Source organism: Nocardia sp. NPDC055053 (assembly GCF_053608285.1).
On sequence record NZ_JBSGVD010000006.1, the window covers coordinates 25,765 to 42,743 of the forward strand.

Annotated in this window: 12 protein-coding genes; 3 read left to right on the forward strand and 9 right to left on the reverse strand. The window is 68.4% G+C overall.

The features are described from left to right. Positions 1-19 precede the first annotated feature (19 nt). The 8 genes from ACWF82_RS08160 to ACWF82_RS08195 all read right to left on the reverse strand — a co-directional run bounded on the left by ACWF82_RS08160 (position 20) and on the right by ACWF82_RS08195 (position 11,226). The gene (locus tag ACWF82_RS08160) at positions 20-1,693 is read right to left on the reverse strand and encodes a dipeptide ABC transporter ATP-binding protein (RefSeq protein ID WP_452499221.1); all 1,674 of its coding nucleotides are present in this window, start codon (positions 1,691-1,693) and stop codon (positions 20-22) included. Next, the gene (locus ACWF82_RS08165; protein ID WP_452499223.1) at positions 1,690-2,568 is read right to left on the reverse strand and encodes an ABC transporter permease; all 879 of its coding nucleotides are present in this window, start codon (positions 2,566-2,568) and stop codon (positions 1,690-1,692) included. The genes ACWF82_RS08160 and ACWF82_RS08165 overlap by 4 nt, the downstream gene beginning before the upstream one ends. Then, positions 2,565-3,575, reverse strand: coding sequence for an ABC transporter permease (locus tag ACWF82_RS08170; RefSeq protein WP_452499225.1), 1,011 nt, complete (start codon positions 3,573-3,575; stop codon positions 2,565-2,567). Before ACWF82_RS08170 ends, ACWF82_RS08165 begins: the two co-directional genes overlap by 4 nt. Positions 3,576-3,662: 87 nt before the next feature. Beyond that, on the reverse strand, positions 3,663-5,297 hold the full coding sequence (locus tag ACWF82_RS08175) for an ABC transporter substrate-binding protein (RefSeq protein WP_452499619.1): 1,635 nt from the start codon (positions 5,295-5,297) through the stop codon (positions 3,663-3,665). Continuing rightward, positions 5,297-7,228: an ATP-binding protein gene (locus tag ACWF82_RS08180; protein WP_452499227.1), complete on the reverse strand. Its 1,932-nt coding sequence runs from the start codon at positions 7,226-7,228 to the stop codon at positions 5,297-5,299. The genes ACWF82_RS08175 and ACWF82_RS08180 overlap by 1 nt, the downstream gene beginning before the upstream one ends. Continuing rightward, complete coding sequence (locus ACWF82_RS08185; RefSeq protein ID WP_452499228.1) at positions 7,225-8,790, reverse strand: acyl-CoA carboxylase subunit beta; 1,566 nt, start codon at positions 8,788-8,790, stop codon at positions 7,225-7,227. The genes ACWF82_RS08180 and ACWF82_RS08185 overlap by 4 nt, the downstream gene beginning before the upstream one ends. Next, positions 8,787-10,022, reverse strand: a complete 1,236-nt coding sequence (locus ACWF82_RS08190) for an aminotransferase class I/II-fold pyridoxal phosphate-dependent enzyme (RefSeq protein WP_452499230.1) — start codon at positions 10,020-10,022, stop codon at positions 8,787-8,789. Before ACWF82_RS08190 ends, ACWF82_RS08185 begins: the two co-directional genes overlap by 4 nt. Positions 10,023-10,026: 4 nt before the next feature. Continuing rightward, on the reverse strand, positions 10,027-11,226 hold the full coding sequence (locus tag ACWF82_RS08195; protein ID WP_452499232.1) for an MFS transporter: 1,200 nt from the start codon (positions 11,224-11,226) through the stop codon (positions 10,027-10,029). Positions 11,227-11,612: 386 nt separating this feature from the next. Between ACWF82_RS08195 and ACWF82_RS08200 the strand changes: the two genes are divergently transcribed. Next, on the forward strand, positions 11,613-12,908 hold the full coding sequence (locus tag ACWF82_RS08200; protein ID WP_452499234.1) for a lipase family protein: 1,296 nt from the start codon (positions 11,613-11,615) through the stop codon (positions 12,906-12,908). 135 nt (positions 12,909-13,043) lie between these two features. Beyond that, positions 13,044-14,159: an alkane 1-monooxygenase gene (locus ACWF82_RS08205; RefSeq protein WP_452499620.1), complete on the forward strand. Its 1,116-nt coding sequence runs from the start codon at positions 13,044-13,046 to the stop codon at positions 14,157-14,159. On the opposite strand, the gene ACWF82_RS08210 is transcribed toward ACWF82_RS08205, so the two are convergent. Continuing rightward, positions 14,133-14,900 (reverse strand): helix-turn-helix domain-containing protein, encoded by a 768-nt coding sequence (locus tag ACWF82_RS08210; RefSeq protein WP_452499236.1) that lies wholly within the window; start codon positions 14,898-14,900, stop codon positions 14,133-14,135. The genes ACWF82_RS08205 and ACWF82_RS08210 overlap by 27 nt on opposite strands. Before the next feature lie 208 nt (positions 14,901-15,108). Here ACWF82_RS08210 and ACWF82_RS08215 point away from each other — a divergent pair, with 208 nt between their 5' ends. After that, a complete protein-coding gene (locus ACWF82_RS08215) occupies positions 15,109-16,965 on the forward strand; it encodes a glycoside hydrolase family 5 protein (RefSeq protein ID WP_452499238.1) in 1,857 nt (618 codons plus the stop codon). Positions 16,966-16,979 lie beyond the last annotated feature (14 nt).

Sequence of the window (16,979 nt, forward strand, 5' to 3'; positions counted from 1 at the left end):
GCGCCTCGGCGGTGCGCTGTCATGTCGGGCCTTCGGGTTCGGGCAGGCGGGGGACCGAGGCGATGAGGCGGCGGGTGTAGTCGTGCTGGGGGTTGCGCAGGACCGTATCCACCTCGCCTGATTCGACTATCTGGCCGTCCTTCATCACCAGGACGCGGTCCGCGACGTGGTGGACCACGCCGAGGTCGTGCGAGATGAGCAGTAGTGCGGTGCCGAATTCGGCTTGGAGGTCGGCGAGGAGGTCGAGGATCTGGGATTGGACGGAGACGTCGAGTGCGGAGACCGGTTCGTCGGCTACGAGCAGGGCGGGGTTGGGGGCGAGGGCGCGGGCGATGGCTACGCGTTGGCGTTGGCCGCCGGAGAGGGTGCGGGGGTGGCGGTCGAGGAGGTCTGTGGTCAGGCCGACGGCGTCGAGGATTTCCCGTACGCGCTGCGAGCGGGCCGCGCCCCGCACATCGACAGTGTCGAGGCTTTCGCCGATGACTTGTTCGACGGTGTAGCGCGGGTCGAAGGAGCTGAGCGGGTCCTGTGCGATCAGCTGTGCTGCGCCGCGCAACGGACGTAGCTCGTGCTCGGAGTATTCGCTCCACGGGTGACCGTCGACGACCACGCGGCCGGATGAAGGCGTGATCAGCCGCAGCGCCAGCCGTGCCGTCGTAGTCTTGCCCGAGCCCGATTCGCCCACTATGCCGAGGGTTTCGCCCGCGAACAGGTCGAAGTCGACGTCGTCGACGACCGCACGCGCGGCATGACCGGAACCGTAGGTCTTGCGCAGATTCCGGACGGAGAGCACCACCCGGGTCGCGTCCACCGTGCGCGCTGGCAGCGGTGGCCGATCGCGCTCTGGCTCCTGTCCGGTCTGGTCGGCGAGTGCCCGCCCGCCTGCCGGTAGCGATAGTCTCGAGCCGCGTGAAGCCGCTGACGGGACGGCCGCGAGCAGCTTCTTCGTGTACGGATGGGCCGGGTGGGTGAGGACGTCGAGCGTGGGGCCCTCCTCGACCACCTCGCCGTCGCGCATCACCAGTACCCGGTCGGCGACCTCGGCTACCACCGCGAGGTCGTGGCTGATCAGCAGGAGCGCGGTGCCCTCGGCCTTGCGGGCGCGCAGGAGCTCCAGGATCTGCTGTTGCACAGTGACATCGAGCGCGGTGGTCGGCTCGTCGGCGATGAGCAGGCGCGGGTCACCGGCGATGGCGGTCGCGATGAGCACGCGTTGCCGCAGGCCGCCCGAGAGCTCGTGCGGATACTGCCGCAGGCGCCGATCCGGCTCGGGGACACCGACATCGGTGAGCAGGCGGGTACTGCGCTCGGTGAGCGCCCTGCCGCGGACCTCGGTCAGCGCGCGCTGCACCTCGGCCAGTTGCCCGCCGACCGAGAACAGCGGATCGAGCGAGACCAGCGCGTCCTGCAGCACGAAGCCGATCTCGCTGCCCCGGATCCGGCGCCACTGCCGCTCCCGGTGACCGCGCGCGTCCTGCCCGAACAGGGTGAGTTCGTCGGCGGTGACCCGGGCGGCGGGCCCGGCGAGACCGGCCAGCGCGCGGGCCGTCACCGACTTACCCGACCCGGACTCACCGACGAGGGCCACCGCCTCACCCGCCTCGATCCGCAGATCGATGCCTCGGACGACCTCGCGCACACCGGATTTCGCCGGGAACCCGACCCGGAGGTTCTTGATCGCGAGCAGACTCACAGCGAAGGCCTTCCGTCGTAGTGCCGTTGCCAATGCCGTCCCAGCGAGCTCACCGCGATCACCGTCGCGGTCACCGCCACGCCGGGCAGGACCCCGATCCACCAGGCATTGCGCAGATAGTTGCGTCCCTCGGCGAGCATGGCGCCCCATTCCGGTTCCGGCGGTTGCGGACCCATGCCGAGGAAACTCAGGCCCGCCGCGCCGAGGATGGCGGTGCCGAGACCGATGGTGGCCAGGATCGGGACCTGGGCCACCGCGTGGGGCAGGACGTGCCGCCACACGAGCGTCGCCCGGGTGAGCCCGAAGGTGCGCGCCTGCTCGACATACCCGGATTCCTGGACGACGAGGGTTTGCGCCCGCACGACCCTGGCGAACCGGGGGATCGAGGCGATGCCGAGCGCGAAGATCAGGTTCGTTGTGCCCGGCCCGGTGAACGAGATCAGGACCAGGGCGAGCAGCAGATCGGGAAACGAGGAGACCACATCGAGGAATCGGGTGATCAGTTCGTCGAGCCGTCCGCGGGCCAGCCCGGACAGCAGGCCGAGCAGCGAGCCGGCGACGACCGCGATCGTGACCGCCGTGACCCCGATGAGCAGCGAGTACCGCGCACCGTGCACGACGCGGGTGAACACATCGCGCCCGAGATGATCTGTGCCGAACCAGTGCTCCACGCTCGGCGGCAGCTGAGCAGCCAGGGGATCGGCGGCCAGCGGATCAGACCCGGCGAGCACGTCCGGCGCGATCACCGCGAGCGCGACGAGCCCGACCGTGAGCGCGGCGACCGCGACGCCAGGTGCGATGCTGAAGCCGCTTGCTTGCCAAGGGAGTCGACGTCGAATCGCAGGTATTCGCCGCGATCTGCCGTGGATGATCATCGGCCCGCACCTCGCTGGGAATCGTGGCGCAGTCGGGGGTCGAGGACGAGGTAGAGCAGGTCGACCGCCGTGCTGATCACCACGTAGACGAACGCGGACAGGATCGCCACCGCGAGGACCACCGGAAGATCCTGGGCCAGTACGGCTTCCACGGTGATCCGGCCGAGCCCCGGTCGGCCGAAGACCTCTTCGATGATCACCGCTCCGCCGAGCAGCCCGCCGACCAGCCAGCCGGTCAAGGTCACCGCGGGCAGGGCGGCATGACGCAGACCGTGCCGCAAGCGCAGGGCGGTCTCGCTCACCGACCAGGAGCGCACCGTCACCGCGAACGGTTCGTCGAGTGCCCGCTCCAGACCGTCGCGCAGCACCTGCGAGATCACCGCGCCGAGCGACAGGCCGAGCGCGAGCGCGGGCAGTACCAGGGCCGCGAGCCCCTTGTTCGCCGCGACGGGAAAGACCTTCAGCTGGAAGCTGAACACCGAAAGCAGGACGATGCCGAGCCAGAACGCGGGTGTCGAAACAAGGGCCAGCTCAACAGCATTGGCAACGGCTCGCGCTCGTCGTCGTCGCGCGGTGGTCGTCGCGACGACCACCGCGAACACCAGCGCCACCAGCAACGCGGCCCCGGTGAGCGCCAGCGTCGGCCCCGCCTGCGAGCCGATGACCTCCGCCACCGGCCGCTGCAACACATACGACCGCCCGAAATCGCCCTGCGCCACATGCCACAGGTAGCGGACGTACTGCACGATGGCGGGGCTGTCCAGGCCCCATTCCGCGCGAATGGCCGCCTCGACCTCCGGTGTGCGTGGCTGCTCGCCGAGCAACACGTCGACCGTGTCGCCCGGCGCCAGCCGCACACCGAGGAACGACAGCGTGGCCGCGCCCCACAGCACCCCGATACCGGTGATCACCCGCAGCACGATCCGTGTGGCTGTGCCGGTGCGACCACCGCGGTCGCCGCTCTCGACCGTTGCCACCACGTCCGGCGCGACAGCTTCCGCCGTCATGACCGCCGCACCGAGCCGGACGCGCGCGCCGGGCAACACGCACACGCGCGTTCGGTAGTCCGGCCCACCCGCCACCGGGCGAATCCGCTATCCACGATCGACCCAGATGTCGTACGCGTTCTCCGGAAGCTGCTTGTACGGGCGGTATCCCGCGCCGTACACATGCGCACCCGCGGCGATCTGGTTCTCGGGAATGTAGAGCGGCAGCCCGTAGGCCTTGTCGACGAGCGCGAACCGCTGCAACTGCGCGTACTGCCTGGCGCGTTCGGCGTTGTCGGTGGTCGAGGCGGCGGCCCGCAACCAGGCGGACAGTTCGGGATCGGTGGCGCGGCTGTAGTTCAGCGTGCCCAGCGGTGTCGGCGGGTACCAGTGGTTTTCGATGTCGATGCCGCCGGTGATGGTGTCGGAGTTGGCGATCGAGCCGAAGGCGTTCTTCTTGCGGAGCTCGCTGTAGGTGCCGAGGTCGACATACGACAGCTTCAGGTCGATGCCCGCGTTCTGCTTGGCCTGCGCCTGCACCGCCTGCAACAGCACCTCGCGCTGGTCACGCACCGTCGACTGCGCCTGCACCAGTTCGATCGTCAGCCGCTGCCCGTCCTTGGTCCGGAACCCGTCGGAATCCTTCGCCGTCCACCCGGCTTCGTCGAGCAGCCGGTTCGCTGCGGCCTTGTCGGCGCCGTAGGTGCCCTCGATGCTCTTGTCGTAGAACAGCGTGTCGACGCTGGAGGCGATACCCCATCCGCGGGTGCGCTGGCCGCGATAGATCGATTGCAGCACCGCGTTCACGTCGACGGAATTGTTGAGCGCCTTGCGGACCTTCTCGTCGGTGGCCGGGCCGAAGGTGGCGTTCCAGTACAGCGTGTAGGGGCTGCCGTTGTTCAGCGCCGTCGAGTACGTGAAGTCGGGGTTGTCGCGGAACAGCGAGGCGTCGTTGCCGGGGACGCCCTCGATGAGGTCGACCTGACCGGAGGTGAGCGCGCCGGTGCGCACCGACGACTCGGGCAGGAACCGGTAGGTCACCTCGTCGAGGTAGGCCGGACCCTGATGCTTGGCGTTCTGCGGTGCCCAGTTGTAGTCCGGGTTCTTCCGCAAGTGCAGTTCCTGCCCCTTCACATAGCGGTCGATGATGAACGGACCGGTGCCCGCGATCTCGGGTCCACCCGCCTTGAGCTGCGGCTTGTCCCACGCGGCTGAGGAGATGATGGGGAATCCGGCGGCGAAGTCGAGGAACGGCGCGTACGGATCCTTCAGGGTGAACACCACGGTGCGTTCGTCGCGCGCGGTCACCGCGGCCAGGTGCGACAGCGGCCCGGCGGACCACCCGCCGGAATAGGACACGTCCTGCATGGTGGTGAAGTTGCGGGCTACGGCGGTCGCGGTCAGCGGGTTGCCGTCGGTGAACTTGACGCCATCGCGCAGGGGGAAGGTGTAGGTGAGCCCGTCGGGCGAGATCTCCTGGCCGGTGGCCAGCCACGAGACGAAGCCGCCGTCGGTGGTGCGCGCCAGCAGCGACTCGAAGACGTTGCGCAACATCAGGTGGGTGTTGCTCTGCCCGTTGAGGTGGGGGTTGAGCGTGGTCGGCTCGGTCTCCACACCCCAGGTCAGCGAGCCACCGCTGCGGGGTTGCGCCGATTCGCGTGCGGCGGTGTCGGTTCCGGCGCACGCGGTCACCAGCACGGCCGTCGCCGCGATCAGAGCTGTCAGTAGTCGGCGTGTCCGCATCACAGCGCGGCGCCCCTCTCCTCGATGAGAAACAATGGTTGATCCGTGGTGACCACCGCGCCTTCCGCGGCGTTCACCGTGACGATTCCGGCGTGCGATGCCGTGAGTTCGTGCTCGAGCTTCATGGCCTCCACCACGCCGAGCAGCTGTCCCTCCTCGACCGGTGCGCCCGATGCGACATGCAGTCGCACGAGCGTTCCCGGCATGGGCGAACGGATTTCGGGATCGGCCGAGGCGCTGCCGAGCGTGCGGTACTCGGCGTAGCGCACCTCCCGGGTGACCCCGGCGACCTGGCACTCCCAGCCCCCGCCCCGCCTGCGGACCACGCTGGGGATCGTGTCGACGGTGACGGTGCCGCCGTCGACGCGGACGCGGTGCGCCGCGACCACGGGCGCGCGGAGCAGAACCGTGTCGCCGTCGTAGCCACGCACCCGCACGGTGAACGGGCGCCCGTCGACCGCCAGGTCGATGCCACCGAGATCACCGTCGACGGGGTCGAGCCAGCCGCGATCGCCGGTGGGCGCACCGGGTGACCAGGGCGTCGCCCGGTCGGGTGCGCTCAGCACCCCGCCCACCGCGAGGGCGGCGACCTCGTCCGGATCGCCGAACTCGGTGACCGGGTCGATGCGGTCCAGGTAGGCCGTGTCGTGCTCGGCCGCCGCGACGATCGGGGCGGCGAGTACCTGGGCGGCGAAGCCGAGGTTGGTCGAGATGCCGGTCCAGCGCAGGTCCAGGCTCGCCTGCCGGGCGGCGGCCAGCGCTTCGGCCCTGGTGGCGCCGGTCGCGACGAGCTTGGCGATCATCGGGTCGAACCCGCCGGTGACACGCAGGCGGCGGGTGAACGCCCGCTCCACCCGCACGTCCGGCCAGTGGGTGACCTCGAGCTCGCCGGGGCACGGCAGGAACGACCGGAACGGGTCCTCGGCGTACATCCTGACCTGGACCGAAGCGCCCGAGTACGTGATGTCGTCCTGCCCGGCGGGCAGCGGTTCGCCCGCGGCGACCCGCAACTGCCACTCCACCAGGTCGACGCCGGTGATCTCCTCGGTGACCGTATGTTCCACTTGCAGACGGGTATTCATCTCGATGAAGAAGAACTCGTCGCCGACGAGCAGGAATTCGAACGTGCCGGCCCCGACGTACTGCAAGGCTTTCGTGCCTTGCACCGCCGCGGCGAACATCGCCGCCCGCACCGCCTCGGGAATCCGCGGCGCGGGCGCTTCCTCGATCACCTTCTGATGCCGTCGTTGCAGCGAGCAGTCGCGATCGAAAAGATGGACGGCCCCGCCGTATTCGTCACCGAACACCTGCACCTCGATGTGGCGAGCGCGCTCGACATAGCGTTCCAGGTGCAGACGGCCGTCGGCGAAAGCCGCTGTCGCCGTGCGGGATGCCGAGGCCAGTGCCTCACGCAACCCGGCGGCCGAGCGCACCACCGACATCCCCTTGCCGCCACCGCCACCGGCGGGTTTGACGATCAACGGGTAGCCGATCTCGGTGGCCGCGGCGACCAACGCGTCGATGTCCTCGCCTGCCTGTGCCGTGCCGGGGAGCACGGGCACCCCCGCCTCGGCCATCACCTGTCGCGCCGACGCCTTGTCGGCCATGGTCTCGACGACCCTCGAACTCGGGCCGACGAACACCAGTCCGGCCGCGCGGACCGCCCGCGCGAACCCGGCGTTCTCGGACAGGAAGCCATAGCCGGGATGCACCGCGTCACAGCCGGTTTCGGCGGCGGCGCGGATCAGCGCCGATGCGTCGAGGTAGCCGCCCGCGGGTAGCTGGACCGTCGCCACCGCACCGGCGTGGCCGGTCAGCTCACGGTCCTCCTCGACCGACACCGTCACGTACTCGATGCCGAGGCGGTCGCAGGTGCGCGCGATCCGGGCGGCGACCTCGCCCCGGTTCGCGATGAGCAGTCGCGTGATCACAGCCGCAACACCCCGAAATTCGTGGGCGCCGGTTCGGCCCGGTCCCAGCGTTCGTGCGCCAGCGACAGGCATTGCGCCAGCCACGACCGCGTGTCCTCCGGCTCGACCACGGCATCGATCCACATGCGCGCGGCGATGTAGGTCGGCAGGGATTGGCGTTCGAAACTGTCGATGATCGGCTGTTTGATGGCGGCCTCGTCCGCGGCGCTGAGCTCCTTGCCCTCGCGGCGCAGCCGGTCGCGCTTGAGGATCGCCATCACCGCGGCGGCCTGCTCGCCGCCGACGCCGGTGGACCGGGCATTGGGCCACATCGCCATGAACTGACCGCCCATCGACCGCCCCGACATCGCGAAGTTGGCGGCGCCGAAACTGCCGCCGATCACCAGCGAGATCTTCGGCACCGTCGCGCAGGAGACGGCGTTGACCATCTTCGCCCCGTGCTTGGCGATCCCGGCCCGCTCGTACTCCTCGCCGACCATGAACCCACTCACGTTGTGCACGAACAACAGTGGGATGCGGCGCTGGTTGCAGATCTGGATGAAGTTGGTGGCCTTGAGCGCGCTGTCGGGGAAGATCACGCCCTGATTGGCGATGATGCCGACCTCGTAACCGGCGATCCGCGCGGTCGCGCAGACGATGGTGATCCCGTAGTCCTTGCGGTACTCCACCCACGAGGTGGCGTCGACGACGCAGCGCAGGATCGCGCGGACGTCCATCTCCTTCTTGGTGGTCGCCGGAATGAGGTCGGGCAGCCGCGCCGGATCGCCGGCGGGCTCGAGTGCCGCGAAGGCGGGCGGACGCACCCGGTCGCCCGGGGTGCGCGCGACGATGTCGCGGACCATCGCCAGCGCCTCTAGCTCGTCGACCGCGAGATGGTCGGCCACCGCCGTTTCGCGCACGTGCAGGTCGGCACCGCCGAGGGTCTGCGCGTCGACGACCACACCGGTGGCGGCCTCGACCAGCTGTGGGCCGCCGAGGAAGACGGTGCTGAGGTCTTTGACCATCACCGTCTCGTCGCTCATCGCCGGGATGTAGGCGCCACCGGCGGTGCAGATGCCGAGCACCGCCGAGATCTGCGGCAGGCCGAGCGCCGACATCTCCGCGATATTGCGGAACATCTTCCCGAGGTGTTCCTCGTCGGGAAAGATCTCCTCCTGCAACGGCAGGTAGATGCCGCCCGAGTCGGCCAGGTAGACGCAGGGCAGCTTGTACTCCCTGGCCAGTTTCTGGCCGCGCAGATGCTTCTTGATGGTCAGCGGATAGAACGTGCCACCTTTGACGTGCGGGTCGTTGGCGAACACCATCACCGGGCGGCCGTGGATGGTGCCGATCCCCACGATCAGGGCGGCGGCGGGCAGGTCGGTGTCATACACCTCGTGCGCGGCCAGGCGGCCGATCTCCAGGAACGGCGTGCCGGGGTCTAGGAGGCGGTTGACCCGCTCACGCACAGGCAGTTTGGCGTCGCCCTGGCGTCGGCGCGGTGCGACGATCTCGGCGGTGTGCTCGCGCAGCAGGGCGCGCTGGGCTTCGAATCCGAGCGTGTTCTCGATGGTGACGGTCATGCGGGAAGCTCCGCTCGCTCGTGATGTGCGGTCAGGCTCGCGCTCAGCGTGTCGGCGAAGCGGCGGATGGTGTCGGGCTCGAGGTCGGCCCGCAGCATCAGCCGCAGGCCCGCGCTGCCGCGCCGGATGATCGGGAAGAACACGGGGGAGGTGTAGAAACCGGCCTCGAGCATGTCCCTGGCGACGGCGACGGTGACGTCCTCGCGGCCGATGCCGACGAACCGGATGGGCAGCCCGTCACCGGCGAGCTCGGTGTCGACGAGCGAATCGAACAGGCTGACCCGCTCACGCAGCGCGCGCTGGCGTTCGTCGACCGTGCCGTCGTCGTGCAGGTCGCAGGCGGCGACGATGGCACCGAGTCCGGCGGTATTGACGCGCTGGGACCACATCAGCGGCCCGCTCGTGCGCAGCAGGGTCGGCTTGCGCGAATCGTCGCCCGCCGCGCCGAAGAAGATCACCCCGCCGCTGGCGCCGAATCCCTTGTTGAGCGAGGCGATCACGAGCGTGCGCTCGCGCCAGCCTTCGTAGGCGCCCAGGACATAGCCGCGCCCGCCGCGCCCGATCGTCGAGATACCGTGCGCCTCGTCGAAGTACAGGAACAATCCGTACCTGTCCTGCAAGCGGTGCAGCTCGGCCAGCGGCGCGCCGCCACCGGTGCTGTAGACGCCGTCGGCGACGTAGGCCACGGTGGAATGCGTCCGGCACAACGCTTCCAGCGCGGCGATGTCGTTGTGCTCGATCGTCACCAGTTCGGTCTCGTCGGCCACCAGCGGTTTCATCGCGTTCAGGCAGAAGTGCGCGTTCTTGTCGAACACCACCAGCGGTGGCCTGCCGTCGGTGAGCTCGCCCGAGGCCAGCAGCGGCAGGGTGGCCCAGGCCGCCGCCGCACACGACGACACGGTCACCGCTTGTGCGCCGAAGGTGTGCGAGAGACGCTGTTCGGCCTCTTCCAGCAGGGACAACCGGATGCGCATCCGGGAGATGGCGGAATTGATCGTCGCGGTCTCGTCGAGTCCGCGATGCGCGCCCGCGACGATGCGCGGGTCGCTGTCGAGGCCGAGATAGGAGTACGAGGAGAAATTGACGATCGTGCGGCCGTCGCGGTCGTGCACCTTCCCGTCCCGCATGTCCGTCGCGATGATGTCGACCAGTCCGTCGGCGGTGCTGTCGTCCCAGAAGGTGTTGCTCAATTGCAGCTGTCGGCGGATATTGGCGAATTGGTGTGTGCCCATTCGGTTATTCCTTCGTTGGCGATGGAGCGGGTGCCACGGCGAGCACGACGTTCGCCGCGGCGAGCAGGGTGAGGACGAGGGACCAGGCGAGCAGCCCGGTGAGTGCGGGACCGGCCAGTGCGGCGATGCCGGCCAGGCCCTGCTGGATCAGCGCGCACCACGAGACGGCGATCGCGGCACCCGTGGCGAGATGGCTGACGGCGTGCGCCGCGCTGTTGGGAAACAGGGTCGACTGACCGAAGGTGGTCGTCACGTAGCCGGCGAGGAAGATCGGCAGCGCGATCGCCCGTGGCAGCTCGACCACCCAGGCGGCGGTGATCAGAACGCAACCGGCCAGCATGATCCACGAGCCCTGGCCCATCATGGCCCGCGCGCCCACCCGGCGCACCGAGTGCCGCACGTAGGTCGCCCCACCCAGGTAGGCAGCGCCGTAGAGCACGCCGAACAGGCCGAAGACCCAGGGTGGCAGCGCGAATCGGTCGACGAAGATGAAGGCGGATTTCTGCTGGATCATCACGATGACGGCGAATCCGATACCGCCCGCGACGGCACTGGCGAGGAAGACCCGGTCGGCGAAGAGGCGCCGAGCCGTGCCCCGCGCGCTCGCCCGCACCGCCGGTCTCGGCAGCGAGATGCGCAGCGCGAAGACGACCGGGATCGCGGCGAGCACCGCCAGCACGACGAATCCGTACCGCCACCCGATCGTGGAGGTGACGATGCCACCGATCACCTGTCCACCGCCGAGGGCGACGACGAACGCCATCGACAGCAGCGCGAGTTGCCGCGCGAGCTCGGCGCCCGCGAAGAGGTCTTTGATCATCATCCGCCCGACGACGGCGATCCCGCCCGCGCCGATCGCCTGCGCCACGCGCAGGCCGAGCAGCTCCGGCGCGCTGGTGATCAGCGCCAGCGCGGCACTGGCCAGCACGAAACACAGTCCCGCCGCGACGAAGGCGGGCACCCGGCCGAACCGTTCCGCCGCCCGGCCCCACGCGACGACGGGCAGCGCCGCGAACACCACGAAAACCGCCACCGACAGCTGCAGGGTGCTGTCGTCGGCGCCGATGTCGGCGCCAAGCGCGGGCATGCCGGGAAGGTAGATGGTGGTAGCCATCTGGGCGACCGCGACGGCGCCGCACGCCGTGGTGACCACGGCTCGCCGGGTCGCCGTCGGCGACGGCGCAGCGCCGGTTTCGTGCGGCACGATCACTGCATTCCCCCGCTCATCCGAACAGCTCCGCGACAGCGCGCGCGGCACGTGATTCCGGGTTACAGATATACGGACTCATGCGGCGCCCCGACATGGTTGGAATCAGCCTGATTTCTCGCGGCTTACGGTTTGCCGCAAGGCCTTTCGTGACTTATGCCCGGATTCCGGGAGTCCGTGGGCGGGCGGTCGTGCGCGGGCGGTCGCGGGTGTTTTGGTCACTTTCCGGCGACACCCGGTAACAAATGGGCACCCTGTTACCCCGTTGTGTTACCCCGCGGCTACCCTCTGTACCGAATCTCGATGCTGTATCCGGTTTTCTCGATGTCAAGGGTTTCCCGAAATCGTAGGAGGATCGAATCGTGAGGAGTCGAGCCCGCAGCTTGACCACAGCGTTGGCCTGCACCCTGGTGGTCGCGGGCGGCGCTTTCTGCGCTCCACAAGCTTGGACCGAACCGGCCGCCGCGGTCGCCGGTGCGGATTTCTATCTGCCACCCGTTCCGCTTCCTGGCGGAGCGCCCGGCACCATCATTCGCACGGAACCGTCGCGCCTCGCGCTGTCGGCGCCGGGACAGACCGGCACCATCCCCGCGGAAGCCACGCGGATGATGTACATCAGCAGCGATACCCACGGCGGTGAGACCGCGGTGACGGGTACGTATCTGGAGCCGTCGCAGCCGTGGACCGGCCCGGGCCCCCGCCCGCTGGTCGCCTACGCGGGCGGCACGAAGGGGCAGGGCGATCAGTGCGCGCCCTCGAAGCTGCTGGCCGAGCTCGTCCAGTACGAGCCGCCGATCAACGTGATGTTCGAATACGACGTCGTCGCGCTGTACTCGTTGCTCGCGCGCGGTATGGCGGTCGTGATGACCGACTATCAGGGCCTCGGCACGCCCGATGTGCACGGCTTCCTGAACCGGAAAGAGCAGGCCCACGCGGTGCTCGATGCCGCCCGCGCTGCCCTTCAGCTGCCTGCTGCAGGCATGAACCCGGACTCGCCCGTCCTCCTCTACGGCTACTCGCAGGGCGGTATGGCCTCCGCGGGCGCCGCCGAGTTGCAGCCCAGCTACGCACCGGATCTGAACGTGCGTGGCGCCTACGTCGGCGGCCCGGTCGTCGATGATCAGTACTTCATCGGCTACAACGACGGTCGCGCCCTCGTGGCACCGGCCTTCGCCTGGATGCTCAACGGCATGGCCGCCCACTACCCCGGGGTCCGCGCGGTCCTCGACGCCGAACTCAACGACACGGGCAAGGCGATCCTGAACGACTCCGCGAGCAGGTGCGCGGTCCCCACCGGGATGGCTCAGAATCACGGGCAGACTTCCCAGTGGACCACCAGTGGCCTGCCGCTCACGCAGGTGATCGACGGGTCTCCCGAGTTGAAGGCGGTGTTCGACGAGCAGCGCGTCGGCACGCTCACCCCGGGGGCTCCGGTGTTCATCTCCTCGGCCCGCAACGACGAGGGCGCACCGTACGTGCCCATTCGTGACATGGCCGCCGGTTGGTGCGGTGGCGGTGTGCAGGTCCAGCTGGACTCCAACGCCGCGATTCCGCCGTTGACCGGTCTCGCCGGCACCCATGTGCTGTCGTTCTTCCCGGCGCTCGAGGCATCGCAGAACTGGATGACCGATCGCCTGGCGAACAAGCCGGCGCCGACCAACTGCGCGGCTCTGCCCTAGTCGCGGTACACCGGCGTGTTCCGGCCCGGGTTCGCCCAGGGTCCGGTCCGCGCCGGTGACCGGCGACCACCACGATCGTGCCTTCGGCGCGGTCGTTTTCCGCGATCACAATTCCGATGGGTGCTGTTTGTTCCGATGGCAGTCTTCGAGCACACAAGAGTCAGCGACCCCAAACGCTATCTCTGGCTACTGGGTCTGATCGCCCCGGCGTGCGCGCTGTTTCCCTCGCAATTGGTGGCATTGTCTGGGCTGCCGGTGTTCTGGTGGATCGGCCCGATCATCGTGTTCGTGGCGATTCCGCTGCTGGACCTGACGATCGGGCGCGATGGGAGCAATCCACTCGACGAGGACTACGAGTCGCTGTCCGACGATCGCTATTACCGCTGGTGCACTTACCTTTTCCTGCCGATCCAATTCATCAGCCTGGTGATCGCGGGATATTTCTGGGCCGGTAGCGAACTGAGCGTCTTCGACAAGCTGGGTCTCGCCGTCACGATGGGGGTTGTCTCCGGTATCGGCATCAATGCCGCCCACGAACTCGGCCACCGGTCCGAGCATCTGGAGCGCAGGCTGGCGAAAATCGCCCTGGCGCAGTCCGGGTACGGGCATTTCTTCGTCGAGCACAATCGCGGCCACCACGTCCGCGTCGCGACTCCGGAAGACCCGGCCAGCGCGCGATTCGGCGAGCCGCTGTGGGAGTTCCTGCCGCGCAGCGCGCTCGGCGGTCTGCGCTCGGCGCTGAGCTTGGAACGAGAAAGGCTGGCGCGCAAGGGGAAACGCTGGTGGTGTCGCGACAATCAGATTCTGCAGGCGTGGTCGATGACCCTGGTGTTGTTCGCGACGATGACCGCGGTCTTCGGGCCTGCGGTCATCCCGTTCCTGGTGCTGCAGGCCGTCATCGGCGCCGGGCTGCTCGAGACGGTGAACTATATCGAGCACTACGGTTTGTTGCGCGCCCGCCGCGCCGACGGCAGCTATGCCCGGTGCTCGCCGCGGGACAGCTGGAACAGCGATCACCTGGTCACCAATGTCTTCCTGTTTCATCTCCAGCGCCACAGCGACCACCACGCCAATCCCAGCCGCCGCTACCAGACCCTGCGGAGCTGCGAGCAGGCACCACAGCTGCCGGCCGGGTACGCCACCATGGTCGTGCTGGCCGCGGTACCCCCGCTGTGGCGTGCGGTCATGGACAAGCGAGTCCTTGCCCACTACGACGGCGATCGGTCACTGGTCAACAGCAAGCACAGGTGACGCGGGTCCGAGGTCGAAGCGGATTCCGGCGCGCAGCATCGTGGTGGCGGACAGGCCGATCATGTCGCGGAAGGACTCGCTGAAATGGGACGGAGTCGCGAAGCCCGCGTCGAGCGCGGAGCGGGTGAGATCGTGGCCGGCCACCGCGCTGCTGACCGCGGAGATCATCCGGTTCCAGCGCTGATAGCCGCGGAAGGTGGTGCCGCAGTGCCGCGCGAACAGGTGCAGGAAATGGCCGGTCGACAACCCCATGTCCGCCGCGATGTGGTCGGCGCGTAGTGCGTTGGCCGGTTCGTCGCGGATCGCGGCGGCGAGCTTCGCGATGCGTGGATCGGTGACGGGGCTCGCGCCAGCGACGGCTCGGGCGTAGACGCGGTCCGGGTCGACGACAGCCGCACGGCACAGCTCGACGAGCTCACCCTCGCGGCGATGACGCAATCCGAAAGCGCCTGCGGCGGCCGTCATCTCGTCCGAAATCAGGGTGGCCGGTGCGCCGGCGGGGTCGACGAACAGCGCCAGGATCCACCCCTCGGTGGCGACGATGCGGTGCGCCGTGCGGGCGGGCGCGAAGGAACTGCTCGTGCGGACGGGTCCGTGCGGGGTGTGCAGGACCAGCGGCCCATCCAGCCCGACGGTGAGCATCGCGACCGACGGGGCATGCGGGTCGACGCCGAGGTCGGGGCCGACATAGCCGATGTGACCAGGGCGGACCCACGCCGTCGGTGTCCGATCCACACTCACCCTTACCAGGGTATCGGCCGGGCCGTCGCACGCGTCGTGTCAGTGCGGACCTGTGGGCCGGATCGGTTCTAGCCGGTCATCGTCGCCGCGCGATTATCTGGCATTGACAAGTGATTCAGGTGAATTGCTGGAATCTAGCTGTTTCAGATTGCTGTCGCCCGGACCTACTGTTCCCGATATCTGACCCCGTGATGATGAGGAATCGGGAATGAAGAAACTAGCCACAGTTCTCTTACTGCTCGGAACCTTCCTGGTTCCGCTGCTGCACGGCAGCCCACCCGCCGAAGCGGAACCGGTCGGCATGAAAGGCCCGCTGAGCACGCGCGGGCGATACATCGTCGACGCCGACGGCAATCGGGTGAAGCTGAAATCCGGCAACTGGCACGGCTCCAGCGGCACCTGGAACGGCAGCGGCGACAAAGAGACCGACGCGAACCACCACGCTGAGGAGAACGGCCACCGCGCCCCACTCGGGCTCGACCGGGTGTCCGTGGCGAAGCTGATCGCGGACTTCAAGGCGTTGGGGCTCAACAGTATTCGCCTGCCCTTCTCGAACGAGATGCTCACCGATCCGGAACCGGTGCTGGGCCTGACCGCCAATCCGGAGCTCAATGGCCTCACGCCGCTCGAGGTGTTCGACCGCGCGGTCACCGTGCTCACGTCCGCCGGATTCGGCGTCATCCTCAACAATCACACCACGACCACCCGCTGGTGCTGCGCGCTCGATGGCAACGAGTTCTGGAACTCCGGCCAATCGTGGGAGAAGTTCATCTCCGACTGGGTGTTCATCACCTCCCGCTACCGTGACAACCCCGGCGTCGTCGGCGCGGATCTGCGCAACGAGGTGCGGCGCACCACCTGGACCAATCCGAACTGGGGTCAGGGCGACAGCAACGACTGGGCCGACGCCGCGCAGGAGGCGGGCGACGCCATCCTCACCCAGGGCAATCCTGATCTGCTGATCGTGGTCGAGGGCATCAACTGGATGGGCATCCCCACCGACATCACCTGGCACGAGCGGCCGATGCTGGAACCGATGAAACGGCTGTCCACCACTCTGGTGCGCTCCAACAAGGTTGTGTACGGGGTGCACTTCTACGGCTATATCGGGCCGAACCACACCGGAGCCACCGGCACGGGCGAGACCCACGACCCACGCTTCCGTGATATGTCGCGCGCGGATCTGTTCAAGTCCATGGACGAGCGCGCGGGATACGTGGCCGGCACACCAGACAAACACTTCACCGCGCCGGTGTGGGTCAGCGAATTCGGTGTCGGCAAGGGTGACAGCGATCTGGACAAGGCCTGGTTCGCGAATATGGTCGACTACCTGGTCGATCGTGACCTCGACTTCGCCTACTGGCCCATCGTCGGCTTCCACGAGAACGACAAGGGCAATCAGTGGGGCCTGCTGCGCTACGACACCTCGGGCGCACTGCGCAATGTCCTCGACGCCGACGACTGGCGGGCGCCGCATGTGCGCCGCCTGTTCGAGGCGAACGGCTTCACCGGCCAGGTCCCCGTTCCGGCCCGCAACTGGTCCATGCTGCAGGGTATTCACGAGGACGACAACCGGTCCCTGCGGGCCGCCGCCGATTGGGACAGCGGTGCGCACAAGATGGTGTGCCCCGACGGTCAGCGCCTGATCGGCGTCAGCGATCGCGGCCAGGGCGGATTGTGCACCGACGCCACTGTGCGCGAGCTGTGGCAGCCCGGCGCCGATGCGGTCAAGGTCGACAGCGAGACTGTTCGCACCGACTGGGCCAACGGGTTCACCAAATACCAGTGCGCCGAAGGCTCGTTCATGATCGGCTACAGCCTCAACGGTGACGCCATGTCCGGCATTCTCTGCGCCCCCGGCAGCAAACCCCTGGCCGGCGCCGGACGCACGCTGTGGTTCGACCGGGGCGACAATCGCCCAGCTTCCGGCGAAGGCGGCGACTGGGCCGAGGGCTACTACAAGGGCCAGTGCAATGCCGACGAGTACGTCGCCGGAATCGCCTTCTCCGGGGCCAACCGTCGCGGCAACCGGCCACAGGCGCTCTACTGCCGCACGCTCTCCTGAGTCCGAGCCGGCGG

Bases quoted from the DNA above. Each gene is read 5' to 3' on its own strand.
- ACWF82_RS08170 (WP_452499225.1), bottom strand. From the start codon at position 3,575: ATGACGGCGGAAGCTGTCGCGCCGGACGTGGTGGCAACGGTCGAGAGC.
- ACWF82_RS08175 (WP_452499619.1), bottom strand. From the start codon at position 5,297: ATGCGGACACGCCGACTACTGACAGCTCTGATCGCGGCGACGGCCGTG.
- ACWF82_RS08165 (WP_452499223.1), bottom strand. From the start codon at position 2,568: ATGATCATCCACGGCAGATCGCGGCGAATACCTGCGATTCGACGTCGA.
- ACWF82_RS08185 (WP_452499228.1), bottom strand. From the start codon at position 8,790: ATGACCGTCACCATCGAGAACACGCTCGGATTCGAAGCCCAGCGCGCC.
- ACWF82_RS08205 (WP_452499620.1), top strand. From the start codon at position 13,044: ATGGCAGTCTTCGAGCACACAAGAGTCAGCGACCCCAAACGCTATCTC.
- ACWF82_RS08215 (WP_452499238.1), top strand. From the start codon at position 15,109: ATGAAGAAACTAGCCACAGTTCTCTTACTGCTCGGAACCTTCCTGGTT.
- ACWF82_RS08190 (WP_452499230.1), bottom strand. From the start codon at position 10,022: ATGGGCACACACCAATTCGCCAATATCCGCCGACAGCTGCAATTGAGC.